16 protein-coding genes are annotated in these 15,892 nt (G+C 72.2%); 7 read left to right on the forward strand and 9 right to left on the reverse strand.

Annotated elements, in window-relative coordinates; translation table 11 throughout:
• Window positions 1-3 precede the first annotated feature (3 nt).
• The 4 genes from IEZ27_RS05505 to IEZ27_RS05520 all read left to right on the forward strand — a co-directional run bounded on the left by IEZ27_RS05505 (window position 4) and on the right by IEZ27_RS05520 (window position 5,574).
• Window positions 4-2,004: a hydantoinase/oxoprolinase family protein gene (locus IEZ27_RS05505; protein WP_189646206.1), complete on the forward strand. Its 2,001-nt coding sequence runs from the start codon at window positions 4-6 to the stop codon at window positions 2,002-2,004.
• Window positions 1,997-3,805 (forward strand): hydantoinase B/oxoprolinase family protein, encoded by a 1,809-nt coding sequence (locus tag IEZ27_RS05510; RefSeq protein WP_229823338.1) that lies wholly within the window; start codon window positions 1,997-1,999, stop codon window positions 3,803-3,805. The genes IEZ27_RS05505 and IEZ27_RS05510 overlap by 8 nt, the downstream gene beginning before the upstream one ends.
• Before the next feature lie 45 nt (window positions 3,806-3,850).
• The gene (locus tag IEZ27_RS05515) at window positions 3,851-4,417 is read left to right on the forward strand and encodes a hypothetical protein (RefSeq protein WP_189646208.1); all 567 of its coding nucleotides are present in this window, start codon (window positions 3,851-3,853) and stop codon (window positions 4,415-4,417) included.
• A 263-nt stretch (window positions 4,418-4,680) separates the two neighbouring features.
• Window positions 4,681-5,574, forward strand: a complete 894-nt coding sequence (locus tag IEZ27_RS05520; RefSeq protein WP_189646209.1) for a Gfo/Idh/MocA family protein — start codon at window positions 4,681-4,683, stop codon at window positions 5,572-5,574.
• Window positions 5,575-5,606: 32 nt separating this feature from the next.
• Here IEZ27_RS05520 and IEZ27_RS05525 read toward each other — a convergent pair whose 3' ends face one another.
• Window positions 5,607-6,476 carry an NAD(P)-dependent oxidoreductase gene (locus IEZ27_RS05525; RefSeq protein WP_189646210.1) on the reverse strand — a complete coding sequence of 290 codons (870 nt, stop codon included), beginning with the start codon at window positions 6,474-6,476 and terminating at the stop codon, window positions 5,607-5,609.
• Between the two features lie 127 nt (window positions 6,477-6,603).
• Here IEZ27_RS05525 and IEZ27_RS05530 point away from each other — a divergent pair, with 127 nt between their 5' ends.
• A complete protein-coding gene (locus IEZ27_RS05530; protein ID WP_189646211.1) occupies window positions 6,604-7,284 on the forward strand; it encodes a histidine phosphatase family protein in 681 nt (226 codons plus the stop codon).
• Here IEZ27_RS05530 and IEZ27_RS05535 read toward each other — a convergent pair.
• Genes IEZ27_RS05535 through IEZ27_RS05545 form a run of 3 tightly spaced genes read right to left on the reverse strand, consistent with a single transcriptional unit; the run spans window position 7,262 to window position 8,800 of the window.
• Entirely contained in the window at window positions 7,262-7,711 is a 450-nt protein-coding gene (locus tag IEZ27_RS05535) for a hypothetical protein (protein WP_189646212.1), read from the reverse strand. The two genes, IEZ27_RS05530 and IEZ27_RS05535, sit on opposite strands and share 23 nt — an antisense overlap.
• Window positions 7,701-8,222, reverse strand: coding sequence for an RNA polymerase sigma factor (locus IEZ27_RS05540; RefSeq protein WP_189646213.1), 522 nt, complete (start codon window positions 8,220-8,222; stop codon window positions 7,701-7,703). The genes IEZ27_RS05535 and IEZ27_RS05540 overlap by 11 nt, the downstream gene beginning before the upstream one ends.
• 47 nt (window positions 8,223-8,269) lie before the next feature.
• Complete coding sequence (locus IEZ27_RS05545) at window positions 8,270-8,800, reverse strand: uridine kinase family protein (RefSeq protein ID WP_189646214.1); 531 nt, start codon at window positions 8,798-8,800, stop codon at window positions 8,270-8,272.
• 75 nt (window positions 8,801-8,875) lie between these two features.
• On the opposite strand from IEZ27_RS05545, the gene IEZ27_RS05550 reads away from it, so the two are divergent.
• Both IEZ27_RS05550 and IEZ27_RS05555 read left to right on the forward strand, forming a co-directional pair.
• Window positions 8,876-10,033, forward strand: a complete 1,158-nt coding sequence (locus tag IEZ27_RS05550) for a CaiB/BaiF CoA transferase family protein (RefSeq protein WP_189646215.1) — start codon at window positions 8,876-8,878, stop codon at window positions 10,031-10,033.
• A gap of 73 nt (window positions 10,034-10,106) precedes the next feature.
• Window positions 10,107-11,591: a carboxyl transferase domain-containing protein gene (locus IEZ27_RS05555; RefSeq protein ID WP_189646216.1), complete on the forward strand. Its 1,485-nt coding sequence runs from the start codon at window positions 10,107-10,109 to the stop codon at window positions 11,589-11,591.
• A gap of 19 nt (window positions 11,592-11,610) precedes the next feature.
• Here IEZ27_RS05555 and IEZ27_RS05560 read toward each other — a convergent pair whose 3' ends face one another.
• Genes IEZ27_RS05560 through IEZ27_RS05580 form a run of 5 tightly spaced genes read right to left on the reverse strand, consistent with a single transcriptional unit; the run spans window position 11,611 to window position 15,864 of the window.
• A complete protein-coding gene (locus IEZ27_RS05560) occupies window positions 11,611-12,006 on the reverse strand; it encodes a hypothetical protein (RefSeq protein WP_125634966.1) in 396 nt (131 codons plus the stop codon).
• Window positions 12,003-12,449 (reverse strand): hypothetical protein, encoded by a 447-nt coding sequence (locus IEZ27_RS05565; protein WP_229823340.1) that lies wholly within the window; start codon window positions 12,447-12,449, stop codon window positions 12,003-12,005. The genes IEZ27_RS05560 and IEZ27_RS05565 overlap by 4 nt, the downstream gene beginning before the upstream one ends.
• Window positions 12,450-12,453: 4 nt before the next feature.
• Window positions 12,454-13,263: a carbon-nitrogen hydrolase family protein gene (locus IEZ27_RS05570; RefSeq protein WP_189646217.1), complete on the reverse strand. Its 810-nt coding sequence runs from the start codon at window positions 13,261-13,263 to the stop codon at window positions 12,454-12,456.
• Window positions 13,223-14,164, reverse strand: a complete 942-nt coding sequence (locus IEZ27_RS05575; RefSeq protein ID WP_189646218.1) for a DUF418 domain-containing protein — start codon at window positions 14,162-14,164, stop codon at window positions 13,223-13,225. Before IEZ27_RS05575 ends, IEZ27_RS05570 begins: the two co-directional genes overlap by 41 nt.
• Complete coding sequence (locus tag IEZ27_RS05580; RefSeq protein ID WP_189646219.1) at window positions 14,161-15,864, reverse strand: alpha/beta hydrolase; 1,704 nt, start codon at window positions 15,862-15,864, stop codon at window positions 14,161-14,163. The genes IEZ27_RS05575 and IEZ27_RS05580 overlap by 4 nt, the downstream gene beginning before the upstream one ends.
• Window positions 15,865-15,892: the final 28 nt, after the last annotated feature.

Here is a 15,892-nt window from a genome sequence, read left to right on the forward strand (position 1 = left end):
GCCATGCGTAGCGTCCGTATCGGAGTGGACACCGGGGGCACGTTCACCGACGTCGTGGCGGTGGACGAGGAGACCGGTGAGATCGTCACCACCAAGACCCCCTCGACGCCCGCGAACCCGGCCGACGGGTTCGTCGCGGGCATCGGGAAGCTGGGCGAGCTCGACGTCGCCTCCATCGTCCACGGCACCACCGTGGCCACGAACCAGCTGCTCGAAGACCGCATCGCCAACCTCGGGTTCATCACGACCGAGGGCTTCGAGTCCATCCTGGAGATCGCCAGGCAGAGCGTGCCGGACGGCTACGGCAACTCCTACTTCTGGGTCAAGCCGCCGCGGATCGTCCCCGTGCACCTCGTCAGGACGGTCGGCGGGCGGCTCGACCACCTCGGCAACGAGGTGCGGCCGTTCTCCGAGGAGCAGGCCGCCGAGGCGGCGCGCTGGTTCAGGTCGAAGGGGATCAACGCCATCGGCGTGTGCTTCCTGCACTCCTACGCCAACCCCGAGCACGAACGCCGCATGCGCGAGGTGCTCTGGCGGGAGCACCCGGAGGCGGTGATCTCGCTCTCCAGCGACGTGCTGCGCGAGTACCGCGAGTACGAGCGCTCGGTCACCACCCTCGTGGACGCCGCGGTCAAGCCCGCGATGCGCGGCTACATCGCCGGCCTGTCCAACCGGCTCGGCATGCCGTTCTCGGTCATGAAGTCCAACGGCGGCGTGCTGTCGGCCCGCGAGGTCGTCAACCAGCCGATCACCACCGTGTTGTCGGGCCCGGCGGCGGGTGCGCTCGGCGCCGCGCTGATCGCCTCCACCGCCGGGCACCCGTCGGTGATCACGCTCGACGGCGGCGGCACCTCGACCGACGTGGCCGTGGTGATCGACGGCGAGCCGTCCCTGACCACCGAGGGCTCGGTCGGCCGCTACCCGTGCAAGATCCCGATGATCGACATCGTCACGGTCGGCGCGGGCGGCGGCTCGGTGGCCTGGATCTCGCCCGAGGGCACGCTGAAGGTCGGCCCCCGGTCCGCCGGAGCCGACCCCGGCCCGCTCTGCTACGGCAAGGGCGGCGCGGAGGTCACGGTCACCGACGCGCACGTGTTCCTCGGCCGCATCCCGCCGCACCTGCTCGGCGGCGAGATCCCGCTCGACGTGGACGCCGCCCGGCACGGCGTCCAGGCCCTGGCCGACAAGCTCGGGCTCACCCCCGAGCGCACCGCGACCGGCATCCTGGAGATCAGCGCGTTCAACCAGAGCAACGCGATCCGGCAGCTCACCGTCAAGCGCGGTCTCGACGTACGCGACTTCCCGCTGGTGACGTTCGGCGGGTCGGGGCCGCTGCTGGCCTGCCGCCTGATCGACATCCTCGGGCTGCCCGCCGTCGTCGTCCCGCGCGATCCGGGCAACGTCTCGGCGTTCGGCCTGCTCACCGTGGACGTCAAGAACGACTACGTGCGCACGTACGTCACCCGCGACCTCGCGCTCAAGACGGCCGCGCAGATCTTTCAGGAGCTGGAGGGCCAGGCCGCCGAGGCGCTTGACCGCGAGGGCTTCGACGACCCCGTCTACCTTCGCACCGCCGACCTGCGCTACTACGGCCAGGCGTTCGAGGTCCGGGTCCCCGCCCCCGCGGGCCCGCTGGACGACGACTGGAAGCGGGCGGTGATCGACGGCTTCCACGACGCCCACGAGAAGTTGTACGGCTACGCCTACCGCGACGACCCCCGGCACGGCGTCGAATGGGTCAACCTTCGCGTCTCCGGCATCGGTCCCATCACCCGGCCGGCCGTCCGGCGGCTCGACAAGCCGGGCGAGGGCGCCACCTCGGTCCGTCCCGTGCATTTCGACGAGACCCGCGACACCCCGGTCCACCAGCGCGTCGCTCTCGGCCCCGGCGCCACCGTCCAGGGCCCGGCGATCATCGAGGAGTACGGATCGACGATCCCCGTCCATCCCGGTTTCACCGCCACGGTGGACGAATACGGAAATGTGGAGATCCGACGTGATTGATCCGATCCTGGTGGAGATCGTCGAGGGCACCCTGGCCTCCGTCGAGCAGGAGGTCGAGACGGCCATCGCCCGTACGGCCCGATCCCCGATGATCCGCGACGCGCACGACTTCCGCGCCGGCATCCACGACGTCCGCCTGCGCAAGCTCACCGGCCGCTCCTACAGCGCGCTCGTCCAGCCGATCGTGCGCGACTTCCCGATCGAGACGATGAAGCCCGGCGACGTCTACTTCCACAACGACGTCTACCTGTCCGAGGGCGGCATCGGCCACCTGCCCGACCTCTGCGTCACCGTGCCGGTCTTCCACGAGGACGCGGTGGTGGCGTTCGTGCAGGCGTTCGGCCACCACGACGACATCGGCGGCGCGGTCCCCGGCTCGATGCCCTCGCACGCCCGCTCGGTCTACGAAGAGGGCCTGATGATCCCGCCGATCAAGTTGTGGGACCAGGGCACGCCGAACGAGACCGCGCTGCGCATCATGACCCGCAACTCCCGCATGCCCGACTCCCTGGCCGGCGACCTCGACGCCGAGTGCTCGGCCTGCCTCATGGGCGCCCGCCGCCTCGGCGAACTGTTCGACCGGTACGGCAGGCAGGCCGTCGAGGAGTGCTTCGACGCGATCATCTCCAATACCACCGAGACCTTCCGCAGGGAACTCCTCGCCAAGATCCCCGAAGGCACGTACGTCTGGGAGGACTACGCCGAGCACGACGGCGTCGACGAACCCCGCCTGCACGCCCAGCGCATCACGCTCACGGTCGACCAAGCGGCCGACGCGCCCCTCACGATCGACTTCACCGGCACCTCACCCCAGGCCAAGGGCCCGATCAACCACGCCGGCGACTACTCCGACGGCGTGTTCCTGAAGAAGTGGCTCGCGCCGGTGCTGCGCAACCTGGCCGACACGCCCGAGCGCATGGCCGAGCTCGACGTCAACGAGGGCGTCGTCCCGCTGATCAAGATGGTCTTCCCGGAGAAGGGCACCCTGCTCACCCCGGTCTTCCCGGCGCCCACCAACGCCCGCACGTTCGTCATCCTGCGCCTGCTCGGCGTGCTGGCCGGCGTACTGGCCAAGGCCACGGGCGGACGCATGCCCGCCGACCAGGAGACCATCCGCTACACCGGCGTCTACGGCAGCGACGCCGACGGGGTGCCGTACCTGATGCGCGAGGTCCTGGGCGGCGGCTCGGGCGGCCGCTGGTACGCCGACGGCGAGGACACCATCCACATCGTCCCCGACTCGCGCAACATCCCGGTCGAGTTCGCCGAGGCGCGCTGGCCGTTCCGGGTGGAGCGGCTGGGACTGGCCTGCGACTCGGGCGGGCCCGGCATGTTCCGGGGCGGCCTGGGCTACGACAAGCACATCAGGATGCTCCGGGACGCCTCGTACATGTCGATCGCCGACCGGTCGATCCTGTCGTGCTGGGGCGTCAACGGCGGCCTGGCCGGGCGCCCGTTCCGGGTGGAGATCGCGGGCAAGGAGATGGACGGCCTGGTGGACGACCATCCCGTCCAGGCCGGCGACCTGATCCGCATCCGTACGACGGGCGGCGGCGGCTGGGGCTCCCCCTACGACCGCGACCCGAGGGCGGTGGCCGCCGACGTACGCGACGGCAAGGTCTCGATCGCCGGCGCGCTGGGGGACTACGGCGTGGTCCTGGACGGCGACCGCATCGACGAACGCGGCACCGCCGAACTCCGCGCCCGCCTCCGCCCGCCCACGGACCGCTTCTTCGACCGCGGCCCGGGCTACCCGAAGTTGTCCGGGGGGAGGACGTTCGCGGAGGTAGACGAATTGTAAGGACTTCATCACCCTTCGTGACGGGCAGGGCTACCATGGCCCCTCGTGAACCCCCCGTCCTCGGCGTACGTCGATGAGTCCATGCTGCTCACGCATGGTGTGTATCTGATGGCCGCGATGTTCGTGGCTCCCCATCAGACGGACCACTATCGGACCGAGCTGCGCGCGCTGCTGTTCCGGAGACAGCCGCGGCTGCACTGGCGCGACGAGAACGACAAGCGGCGGATGCAGCTCATCGAGGCGGTGGCTGCGCTGCGGCCCGCGGGCATTCTCGTGGCGTCCACCGGCCTGGACGCCAAGCGACAGGAGCGGGCCCGGCGCAAGTGCATGGAGTGCCTGCTCTGGGAGCTGGGCGACCACCACGTGAATGACGTGGTCTTCGAGCGTCGGGGCCAGCTTGATCGGCGGGATCACGAACTGGTCGCCGTGCTCCAAGGTCGCCACGCCATGCCGTCGAAGTTGGTCGTGTCGTGGTGCGACCCCATGGCCGAGCCCTTGTTGTGGTTGCCGGACATCATCGCGGGGGCGAAGTCTCTGGCCGAGCGCGGCGATCACCGGTTCTGGAGCCAGGTGGAGGGCGGAATGCTCGTGAGGGCCATCGACGCCCGTTGACATGCGCGAGCCCGGGCTTCCGTCGTCCGGCGGTCCACCCGGGCTCACTTCCGATCCCCCCGCAGGAGGTCGGCATTGTCTTGCTGTCGCGAGGTCCGGGCTCCTGTCAATTCCGGCAGTACACCCGGTTCACTTCCACCCCCCCGTAGGAAGGCGGCGTGCTCCTACTGTACCCGGATGTGCACGCAGTGTCACCCTCGATCTCGGTCCTGACATGATGGGGATCATTTCCTGAAATGTCATCCCCCTTTGGAGGAGGCGCTGTGCGTATCGCGCTTGCCGGGCTCGCCACCAGCCATCCCTACACCGACGCCCGCACCCTGGCCCGCCACGCCGAGCTGGTCGTGTGGGAGCCGGATCCCGAGCGGTTGCGGCGGTTCGCGGAGGAACATCCCACGGCGAAGGTGGCGACCGGTCTTGACGAGGTGCTGGCGGGGGAGCTCGACGGTGTCGTGCTGACCGTGCCCAACCCGGAGGTGCCAGAAGCGCTCGGACGGGTGCTGGAGACCGGCGTGCCGTGTTTCGTGAACAAGCCCGCCGCCGCCACCCGGGCGCAGCTCGACGCCCTGCGCCGGTTGCCGGTGCACGAGCGGGTGTTGTCGGCGTCCGTGTTGCGTTTCGCGCCGGCCTTCGCCGGGGTGCGGGCCGACCTGGAGGACGTGTCGTCGGTACGGGCGACCGTACGGCATGACGTGGGCATGTGGGCCGACGGCTACAACGCCTGGCAGGACACCCCCGGCGAGGGCGGCGGGACGATGGTGACCATGGGCATCCACGGCGTGGAGCTGCTGGTCGCCCTTCTGGGCCCGGACGTGCGCCTGGTGGGGGCGGCCGGGGCCAGGCGGCACTACCGGACGCTGAGGTCGGAGGACACCGGCGTGCTGGCGCTGCGGTGGGGGAGCGGGATCGTCGGGACGGTCGAGATCCTGGGGGTCTCCGAGGGCAACTCGTACACGGTGACGCTGCACGGGCGGCACGGCAGCGAGTCGGTCGTGATCGAGAGCGGCCCGGACCCGGTCCAGGGGCTCGGGTACGCGGGGACGATGGAGGCGTTCCTCGGCATGGTGCGCGGCGGGCCGAGCCCGGTGCCGTGGGAGCAGACGCTGGCGATCCTGGAGGTCCTGGTCTCAGCGCGAGAGCAGGCCGCGACCGGCTGAAGGCGGCCGGGGGCCGCTTCCCGGCCTGAGGCTCACTTCTCCTCGAAGCTCGCGAAGTACGTGGCCGCCATGTCCTGCCCGCCGTGCCCCTGGGCCTCGGCCCGGCGCAGCCGTTCGCCCGCCGCCGCCACCATGTCCAGCCGAACGCCCGCCGCCTCGCCCGCCTGGGTGATCAGACGGGTGTCCTTCTCGGCGTTGTGCACGGTGAAGGAGGGCTCGAAGTCGCCCTCCAGGATGGCCTTCGACTTGGCCTGGAAGTAGACGTTGTCCATCGGGCCGCCGCTCACCACCTCGCGGACCAGGCCGGGGTCGAGGCCGAGCCCCTTGGCCAGGGCCAGGGCCTCGGCGACGATGCCGGTCATCGAGATGCCGTAGCTGACGGCGGCCATCTTGAGCTTGGAGCCCGTGGCCAGCGCGCCGTCGTCGCCCAGCCAGAGCGTACGCGCGCCGACGGCGTCGAAGACCGGGGTGAGCGCCGGCCTGGCCGGTTCGGGGGCGGCCGCCAGGATGACCAGCTTGCCCTGCTCGGCCGGCTGCCTGGTGCCCTGGACGGGCGCGTCGGCGAAGATCAGCCCGTGTTCGGCGGCCAGCGCGGCGAGGCGCTCCACGGCCGCCACGCCGACCGTGCTCATCTGCGCCCACACCTGGCCGGGGCGCAGCGCGGGCACGGCGGCGGTCATCGCGTGGTGCACGGCGTCGCCGTCGCTGAGCATCGTGACGATCACGTCGGCGCCCTCGACCGCCTCGGCCGGGGTGGCGGCGACCACCGCGCCGTCGGCCGCCAGCGCCTCGGCCTTGTCCCGCGTACGGTTCCAGATCCTGACCGGCAGGCCGGCCTTGAGCAGGTTGCGGGCCATGGGGGCGCCCATGAGCCCGGCCCCGAGTACTGCGACTTCAGTCATGATCTCACCCTACGACGGGCCTTCTCACCGGCCCGCGACGGCACCCTGTATGCCGTGCGCGGTGAAGGGAGACCGTCCGTGCGGTACGCCGTCCCGTCCGCACGTTCCCGATGTCAGGATGGCAGGCATGGGACCGACGCGGATCATGGCGGTACGCCACGGGGAGAGCCAGGCCAACCTCGCCCACGCGGAGGCGGGTGACCGGCCGCTGGTCTACGAGCGGGGCGACCACGAGGTGTCGCTGACCGGTCTCGGCCTGCTCCAGGCGCGGGCGCTCGGCCGGTTGCTGGCCGGGCTGCCCGCCCACGAGACGCCCGAGGTGGTGTGGTGCTCGCCGTACCTGCGGGCGCTGGAGACCTGGCGGACCGCCCAGGAGACCTGGGGCGGCGGGCCGCTGCCGGTGACCGTGGACGAGCGGCTCAGGGACCAGGAGTCGGGCGCGTTCGCGCCCTACAACCTGGCCGCGATCGGCGAACGATTCCCCGGCGAGGTGGCGCGGATGCGGGCCGAGGGGCCCTACGCCTACCGGCCGCCCGGCGGGGAGTCGCTGGGCGACGTGGTGGTCCGGCTCAAGGACTTCCTGGCCGGGCTGCGCGAGCCGGCCGACGGGCGGCGGGTGCTGATCGTCGCCCACGACTCGGTGGTGCTGGGGCTACGGCACGTCGTGGCCGGGCGGGACGACGCCGACCTGGCCGACGTCCTGCGGTTCGCGCCGGTGCTCAACGCGTCGGTGTCGGTCTGGCGGGCGGCCGGCGGGGGGTTCGAGGTGGTGGCGTTCAACGACGTCACCCACCTAGATCCCGCTTGAGCCGCAGCAGCCGCGCCCGCGTCGTGTGCGCCCGTACGGTCAGGACGGCGGCCACCACGACGAAGGCGAGCCCGAACACCAGCGCGCCCGCGGCCACGGTGGCGACGAGCGCGGTGGTGAGCAGGGCGGCGGCCAGGGCGATCCAGCCGGCGATCACCCGGTCGCGGGCGAACAGCGGCGTCCCGCGGGTGCTCAGCCAGGCCCCGTAGCAGGCCCAGGCCAGGCAGAACGCGGTGAAGGCGGCGAAGGCGAGCTGGGTGCGGCCGGGCAGCGGGCCGGGCTCGGTCCACCACAGGGCGGACACGAAGACCGCCCCGGCGGCGCCCGCGAGCAGGGCGGTGAGGGCGCGTACGCGCCGCCACGGCGACAACGTCGCTTCGAGGCGCTGGATGATCTCGTCGGCGGTGAGACGCGGCTCATCGGTCATGGTCGATCTCCTTCAGGTGGTCGCGCAGGAGGCGGCGGGCACGGCTCAGCCGGGACTTGACGGTGCCCGCCGGGATGCCGCAGATCTGGGCGCACTCCTCGACCGGAAGGTCTTCCAGGTAGTGCAGGACGAGGATCTCCCGTTCGGGAAGGGGCAGGGCGGACAGGGCGGAGATCAGGCCGGCGCGGTCCACGACGGCCTCGACCGGGTCGTCCGTGACCGGCTCGGGGCCGCCCGCGCTCTCCGCCCGCGCGTACTCGCCGCGCAGGCGGTCGGTGACCGCCCGGCGGGCGATGGTGAACAGCCAGGGCGCGAACCGGCCGGGGGTGCGCAGCCGGGGCAGTCCGCGTACGACGGCCACCCAGATCTCCTGGGTGACGTCGTCGGCGCGTTCGGCGTCCAGCATGCGCCGCGCGTAGGTCCGGACAGGGGTGTGCCAGCGGTGTACGAGTTCGGCGATCGCCGCGCGCTCGCCCAGTTGGGCGCGTACGACGAGCAGCTCATCGGTCATGTCGTCCTTCCGTCACCGTGCTCAGTCGGGCGGGAGGGCGGCCAGGTTCACGTTCCGACGACGAGATCCGCGCGTTCGCGGGTGCGGTCGGCGGCGAACCAGGCCCGTTCGGCGGCGAACCACTGCCGCCAGCGGGGTTCGAGCTCCGGGCCGTCGCGGTCGAGGACGCGCCGCAGCCGTACGGACTCGGGCGCCTCAACCCAGACGGTGAAGGCCAGCAGGTGGGCGGCCGAGCGGCGGGCGGTGCCGACGCCCTCCACGATCAGGACGGGCGCCGCCCGCACCTCGACGTGGTCGGTGTAGCGCTCGCGCACCCAGTCGTACCTGCGGAAACCGGCGGGACGGCCGTGCCGGAGCGGTTGCAGGACCTGCTCGTCCAGCAGGTGGAACCAGGTGCCGGGGCCGTCGTCCCAGTGGACGGGGAAGTCGTCGCTGTGGATCACCTGGCAGCGCAGCGCCGCGCCGAGCCGGCCCGCGAAGGTGGTCTTGCCCGAACCCGCCGGCCCGTCCACGGCCACCAGGCGGACGGGCCCGCAGGAGGGCGGCAGGGCCTGGATGCGGCGGGCCAGGGAATTCATCGGACCAGGGTAGGTGATGGGGGAAGGCCGCCTGAGAGAATATTCTTCCGGCCCAACGCAAGCTGGAGGTTGATCTTGCTCGGACCCCTCGGCGACGTCGTCGTCCTCGATCTGTCCAGGGCCCTCGCGGGGCCGCACGCCGCGCAGATGCTCGGCGACCTGGGCGCACGGGTGATCAAGGTGGAGCATCCGGACGGGGGTGACGAGTCGCGCGGCTGGGGCCCGCCCTTCGTCGGGCCTGATCACGATATTTCGACCTATTTCCTTGCGGCAAACCGCAACAAGCAGTCCATCGCGGTCGACCTCAAGTCCGCCGAGGGCAAGCGGCTCATCGAACGCCTCGTCCGCCGGAGCGACGTGCTGATCGAGAACTTCCGCACCGGCGTGCTCGACCGGCTCGGCTTCCCCGTCGAACGCCTCCACGAGCTCAACCCGCGCCTGGTCGTCCTGTCGATCACCGGGTTCGGCCACGACGGGCCCGAGGGCGGTCGGCCGGGCTACGACCAGATCGCCCAGGGCGAGGCGGGGCTGATGTCGCTGACCGGGCCCTCGCGCGAGGAGCCGTACCGGGTGGGGGCCTCGATCGCCGACCTGCTGGCCGGCATCCACGGCGCGTACGGCGTGGCGGCGGCCCTGTACGAGCGCGAGCGCACCGGCCGCGGCCGGGTGGTGCGCACGTCCCTGCTGGCCGCGGTCACCGGCGTCCACTCCTACCACGGCACCGCCTGGACGGTCGGCGGCCAGGTGCCCGGCGCCAACGGCAACCACCACGCCTCCATCGCCCCCTACGGCGCCTTCCACTGCGCCGACGGCATGCTGCAGATCGCCGTGGCGAACGAGGGCCAGTGGAAGAAGGTCGCCAAGCTACTCGACATTGACCCTGATGTGGCGAAATATGCGACCAACAGGCAGAGATTCGCACACCGGGACGAGCTGATCGCCGACATGGAGAAGGCCCTGGCCGACCACGACCGCGCCCACTGGCTGGCCAGGCTGGGCGAGGCCGGCGTGCCCGCGGGCGCGATCAGGTCGATCGACGAGGTCTACGCCTGGGACCAGACCCGTTCCCAGGGCCTGCTGGTCGAGGTGGACCATCCCGTACTCGGCAGGATCGAGCTGCCGGGGCCGCCGTTGCGCTTCGACGGCCTGCCCGCGCCCGAGCACACCGCGCCCCCCGCGCTCGGCCAGGACGGCGAGGCCGTGCTCGCCTGGCTCGAAGAGCGCGAGCGATGATCGGCAATTCCCGGCCCCGGCCTGTACCCTCGTGCGTCACCATGGCATCATCGGTTGATCGTTAGGAGCGATAGTGAGCCGTCCGGACGCGCGCACACTGATCGAAGCGGTCCTCGACAGGGGGTCGTGGAAATCGTGGGACGCGCCGCCCGCCGATCCGGCGGAGCCCGGCTCCCCCTATGCCGAGGAGCTGGCGGCGGCCCGCGTGAAGTCCGGCTACGACGAGTCGGTGATCACCGGTGAGGGGCTGCTCGACGGCCGCAGGGTCGCCGTCGTGGTCTGCGAGTTCTCCTTCATGGCCGGATCGGTCGGGGTCGCCGCGGCCACCCGCATCGCCGCCGCGATCGAGCGCGCCACCCGCGAGCGGCTGCCGCTGCTGGCCGCGCCCGCCTCGGGCGGCACGCGGATGCAGGAGGGCGCGCTGGCGTTCGTCCAGATGGTCCGGATCACCGTCGCGGTCCAGGAACACCGCGCCGCCGGGCTGCCGTACGTCGTGTACCTGCGCCACCCGACGACGGGCGGGGTGCTGGCCTCCTGGGGGTCGCTCGGGCACGTCACGGCGGCCGAGCCGGGGGCGCTGATCGGCTTCCTCGGGCCGCGGGTGTTCGAGGCGCTGCACGGCTACCCCTTTCCCGAGGGCGTCCAGGTGGCCGAGAACTTCTACGACCACGGCCTGGTCGACGCCGTCGTGTCGGCCGACGACGCCCGCAGGGTGGCGATCAGGGCCCTCGCGGTGTTGTGCGGCGGCCACACCGGCGTCGAGGCGGGCGAGCCGCCCGTGGAGGACCTGCGGCCCGTCGAGCCGTGGGAGGCGATCACCCGCTCGCGTCGCGACGACCGTCCGGGCGTGCGTACGCTGCTCAAGCTCGCCGCCACCGACGTGACGCCGCTCAGCGGCAGCGGCGCCGGCGAGAACGAGCCCGGCCTCGTGCTGGCCCTGGCCAGGTTCGGGGCCGCGCCCGCCGTGGTGCTCGGCCAGGACCGGCGCAGGCAGCGTCAGCGTTCGCCGCTCGGCCCGGCCGGGCTCAGGGTGGCCAGGCGCGGCATGCGCCTGGCGGCCGAGCTGGGGTTGCCGCTGGTCACCGTGGTCGACACCGCGGGCGCCGACCTGTCGAAGTCGGCCGAGGAGGGCGGGCTGGCCGCCGAGATCGCCCGCTGCCTGGCCGAGCTGGTCACCCTCGACGCCCCGACCGTCTGCCTGCTGCTCGGCGAGGGCGCGGGCGGGGCGGCGCTGGCGCTGCTGCCGGCCGACCGGGTGTTGTGCGCGCAGCACGCCTGGTTGTCGCCGCTGCCGCCGGAGGGCGCCTCGGCCATCCTGTACCGGTCGGTCGACTTCGCCCCCGAGATCGCCCAGGCGCAGCGCATCCGGGCCACCGACCTGCGCCGCGACGGCATCGTCGACCGGGTGATCCCCGAGCTGCCCGACGCCGCGTACGAGCCCAGGCAGTTCTGCGAGCGGGTGGGGCGGGCGCTGGAGTACGAGATCGCCAAGCTGCTGGAGGAGAGCCCGGCCGACCGCCTGACCGCCCGCCTGGCCCGCTACCGGAACCTGGGATAGCGGCGACGGCCTCGGGCGGCTACGGCACGGGGATGCGCTCGACGCGGATGGAGAAGACCTCCTCGCGCGGCACGACGACCTCGTACGCGCCGTGGTCGACCATCCAGTAGCCGAGCGCCTCGGCCTTCATCCCGCTGTGGCCGGTGTAGGCGATGTGCAGGCCGTCGTCGTCCTCGTCGAGCACGATGCACGGCTCGCCGCCGAAGGCGCCGACGGTGCGGATCAGCACCAGCCACTCCACCTGCGACCTGGCCACCACCCGCCGCCAGTAGCCCGAGGCGGCCTCGAAGCCGTCGAGCTCCACCTCGCTGAACAGCACCACCTGGTCGTTGTCGGGGCCGAGCGCGGCCGGCAGCGTACGCTCGCCGAAGCGGGCCACGAAGCCGGAGGCGACCGGCGTGATCTCCTCGCTCATGCGGCGGGCCGCCAGGTCAGGCCGTCGTAGCCGGCGAAGGGCCGTTCGCCCTCGTCGGTGACGTGGACGATCTCCGCGCCCGCCGGGATCGGCATCGGAACGGTGTGGAACTGCGGCACCACGTGGTCGGGCGAGGTGGTGAACCCGTTGCCGGCGAACGGTGGCACGTCGCTCCAGTCACCTCCCATGTGCGGGCCGTAGGGCACGGCGTAGGTGTCGACGTCGCGGGCGTGCCAGCGCATGACGTAGAGCTCGGGGACCTCGGGGAACAGCTCGGAGCCGTCGTAGGACAGGTCGAGACCGTGGTAGAGGGTCGCCGGCGTGGTCAGCCGGACGCAGTCCTGGACCCGGTAGACGTAACCGGAGATCACCGTGCGCTTGCCCGACAGATATGGCACGAGCAGACGCGGTGGGACGACCTTCTGCATCTGCGTTCCACTCATGCCTCTACTTTACGGTCGGTTGACCCTTGAGCACCCGGTGATCCAGGCACGGGAGCATGGACCTGGCGGTGGCCGTCCATTCGGCGTCGAGGTGGACGAGCTGGACGCCGGGTCCGGTGCCGAGGTCGGCCCGTACCACGCCGAGGGGGTCGACCAGCATGCTGCGGCCCACGCCGAACCCGTCCTTCGACTCCTCCGGGTTGGGCGCCTGGCCGACGGCCGCGGTCCACATCGTGTTCTCCAGGGCCCGCGCGCGGACCAGCGTGACCCAGTGGTCCTCCTTCAGCGGGCCGGACCCCCAGGCGGCGATCACCGCGAACAGCTCGGCGCCCTTGTCGACCAGGGCCCTGGCCAGCTCAGGGAAGCGGATGTCGTAGCAGGTGATCAGCCCGACGCGCAGCCCGGCCAGCTCCACGACAGTCGGCTCGGCGCCCGGCGCGACGATCTCGGACTCCTTCGAGCCGAAGGAGTCGAACAGGTGGATCTTCCGGTACGCGGCCCTGACCGTGCCCTCCGCGTCGATCGCCACGGCCGTGTTGTGCACCTTGGCGCCGGCCGGGCCCTCACCCGGCTCGAACACGCCGGCGATCACCGCCAGGCCGTGGGCGCGGGCCGCCTCCGCCAGCCCGGACACGAACGGCCCGTCCAGCGGCTCGGCCAGGTCGGTGACGCGCCTGCCGTAACGGGTGAGCGTGGCCTCGGGGAAGATCGCCAGGTCGGCGCCCTCGGCGCGGGCCAGCGCCTCCCGGGCCCTCTTGAGGTTGGTGGACGGGTCAGGAGAGACCGGAATCTGGCAGAGGGCGATTGTGGTCACGGGGCGACTCTAACCGGTTGGGCACCAGTCGAAACCAGGTCAGGCATCGCCAGATCCATTCAAGTGGTCCGTAACGGAATCTGGTCAGCCACCACCCGCTGAACAACGTCTGCGCCACCACCGTCGTCAGCGCCACCGCGAGCACCGCCCAGCGGGTGGGATCGCTCTTCAGCGGCGTCGTGCACAGCGCGATCACCGCCGTGCCCGTGACGTAGTTGGTCAGCGCCATCCGGCCCAGCGGCTCCAGCAGCGCCGACAACCACGGCCGCAGGACCAGCAGCAGCCCGCTCGTGTACGCCGCCGCCCCGGTCAGCGCGGCCACGCTGTAGACCGTCCAGTCGCCCGCCCCCGGCGTGTCGCCGAGGCCGGCCCAGACGGCGGTCAGCGCCGCGGAGGCCAGCGCCGAGACCGCGAACACGGGCGGCAGCAGGCTGCGCGGCGGACGCAGCCGCATCAGCCCCATGCCGACCAGGAACAGGCCGGGGATGAGCGAGGGGCCCGCGCCGTGCCAGGTCGCCCAGCCGGTCGCCACGATCCCCAGGACGAGCACCGGCAGGCCGCCCGGCAGGAAGGAGGCGGGCAGCAGGACCACCAGGCCGTACAGGGCGTAGTCGGTCAGCACCTCGCCCTCGTAGAAGGTGTGCTGGAGCAGGCCGAAGCACATCAGCCAGGCCAGCCGGCGCACCAGAGCCCAGCGGCTGCCGGAGCGGTCGAGGAACAACACGAAGCTGATGCCGAACAGCAGCGAGAAGATCGGGTAGAAGCGGCTCTGGAACAGCGCCTCGACGGCCCGGTCGATGCCGGTGTAGGGCTCGTGGCTCGCGTGTTGCCAGGTGTTGACCAGCATGATGCCGCCCACCGCGAAGCCGCGGAGGGCGTCCAGCTCACGGATGCGCGTCACAGGAACCAGGTGCACCACCATACGAGGAAACCGGCGCCGGTGACCGCCGCCGCGATCTGCGGCCACCGCCGTGCGTGGAACAGGGCCGCGACACTCAGCACGGCCGAGGCCGCCGCGAGCCATGTGTACAGGCCGACCGTGCCGGGGACGCCGACGGCCAGGGCCGTCTCGTTCCTGCTGGCCATACCGTAGACGGCCTGGCCGGTCAGCCCGGCGAACGCCACGCCGGCCAGCCCGGCGTACGCGCTGACCGTCCGGCCGCGCAGCGCGCCGGCGGCGAACTGGACCAGCGAGACGAGCAGGAACAGCGCGAAGGGCGCGGCCAGCCAGGGCGCGAGCGAGATCTGGTACGGCGCCCCGGTGACGTGCGTGTCGGCGAGCCGGAGCGTCGGGGGCTGGGCCGGGTCGGGCTCGCAGGGCTTCGGCCAGAGGCGGGCGGGGGCCTCGACGAACTCGGCGATGCGCTTCCTGGCGCAGGCGCTGGTGAGGAAGACGGCGTGGCTGCCGCGGAAGGTCTCGAAGCGGGCGCCGGGGATGGCCCTGGCGGCGGGGCCGGCGGTCCGCGCGGGCGTGGTGGGGTCCTGCTCGCCGCCGACGACGTAGACGGGGGCCTTGGGTACGGCGTTCACAGGGGTGGACCGGGGGAGCTGCCAGGTATCACACACCGCTTTATCCGCATTTACGGTGAAAAGCCGGGACCTGGTGGCGTAGCTGTTGAACGGCACCTCATCCTGGCACTGCACCGCGTGGTACAGCCCGAACTCGTGCGACACCAGCGCCTGCCCCACCGCGTCGGCCGGCGGCCGCAGCAGCTCGTCGTGCCCCTCGGCCAGGCCGCCGACCAGCGCGGGCGCCACGGCCGACACGTCGGCCTCGTGCAGCGCCTCGGCGAGGACCGTGGCGACGTCGTCGCCGGACATCGTCGCCGTGAACGGCCTGCCGAGCAGCGGATCGGTGGTCGGCACCCGGGCGGGGGAGCGGTTGAGCCTGGACACCATCCGCTCGAAGGCGTCACCCGCGCCGAGCGCGGCCAGGGTGTCGCGCAGGTTCCGGTCGGCGTCGTCGTACCAGGCCACGGACTCGGGCAGGAACGAGTCCAGCACCACCGACCGCACGCCGCCGGGGTCGGCGGCGGCGACGTCCGCCATGACGCGGGTGGAGTAGCTGACGCCGAACAGGTTCCAGGACGGGTAGCCGAGCGCCCGGCGTAAGGCGACCACGTCGGCCGCGATCTCCTTGGTGTTGTAGCCCCGCAGGTCGATGCCCTGCTCCTGGAGACGGGCGCGGCAGCGCCGGGCCGCCGCGGCGACGTCGGCGGGCGGCCTGCGCAGCCGTCCGAGCATCGCCTCGGCCGTCTCGGGGCAGCCCAGCACCGGACGGGAGTACTTCGCGCCGCGCTGCTCGATCGCCACCACGTCGCGGTCGGGGAACATCTGGCTCAGGAACCCGGTGAGCTGGAGCGACGAGGACGCGGGCCCGCCGCCCATGTAGACGATCGGGTCGGGCCGGCGGCCGGGCGCCGTCGAGGTGTGGACGGCGTAGCCGACCTCGACCGTCCTGTCCGGCGCGTCGCGGCGCTCGGGAACCCGCAGGAACCCGCAGACCGTGTGCTCCGGCACGGCGACGGGACAGGTCCCGGCCTCGACGGAGGGGGGCGCGTCCCGCATGACGAGGGGCACACTCAGGGCGAGGGCTAGCACGACCCGGATGATCACGGGACGAGACTAA

The sequence above is a fragment of the Nonomuraea spiralis genome (assembly GCF_014648435.1).
Classification (GTDB): Bacteria; Actinomycetota; Actinomycetes; order Streptosporangiales; family Streptosporangiaceae; genus Nonomuraea; species Nonomuraea spiralis.

Excerpts from the sequence above, each read along its gene's own strand:
- IEZ27_RS05505 (WP_189646206.1), top strand. The coding sequence starts at position 4 with ATGCGTAGCGTCCGTATCGGAGTGGACACCGGGGGCACGTTCACCGAC.
- IEZ27_RS05525 (WP_189646210.1), bottom strand. The coding sequence starts at position 6,476 with ATGACTGAAGTCGCAGTACTCGGGGCCGGGCTCATGGGCGCCCCCATG.
- IEZ27_RS05530 (WP_189646211.1), top strand. The coding sequence starts at position 6,604 with ATGGGACCGACGCGGATCATGGCGGTACGCCACGGGGAGAGCCAGGCC.
- IEZ27_RS05535 (WP_189646212.1), bottom strand. The coding sequence starts at position 7,711 with ATGACCGATGAGCCGCGTCTCACCGCCGACGAGATCATCCAGCGCCTC.
- IEZ27_RS05540 (WP_189646213.1), bottom strand. The coding sequence starts at position 8,222 with ATGACCGATGAGCTGCTCGTCGTACGCGCCCAACTGGGCGAGCGCGCG.
- IEZ27_RS05545 (WP_189646214.1), bottom strand. The coding sequence starts at position 8,800 with ATGAATTCCCTGGCCCGCCGCATCCAGGCCCTGCCGCCCTCCTGCGGG.
- IEZ27_RS05560 (WP_125634966.1), bottom strand. The coding sequence starts at position 12,006 with ATGAGCGAGGAGATCACGCCGGTCGCCTCCGGCTTCGTGGCCCGCTTC.
- IEZ27_RS05565 (WP_229823340.1), bottom strand. The coding sequence starts at position 12,449 with ATGAGTGGAACGCAGATGCAGAAGGTCGTCCCACCGCGTCTGCTCGTG.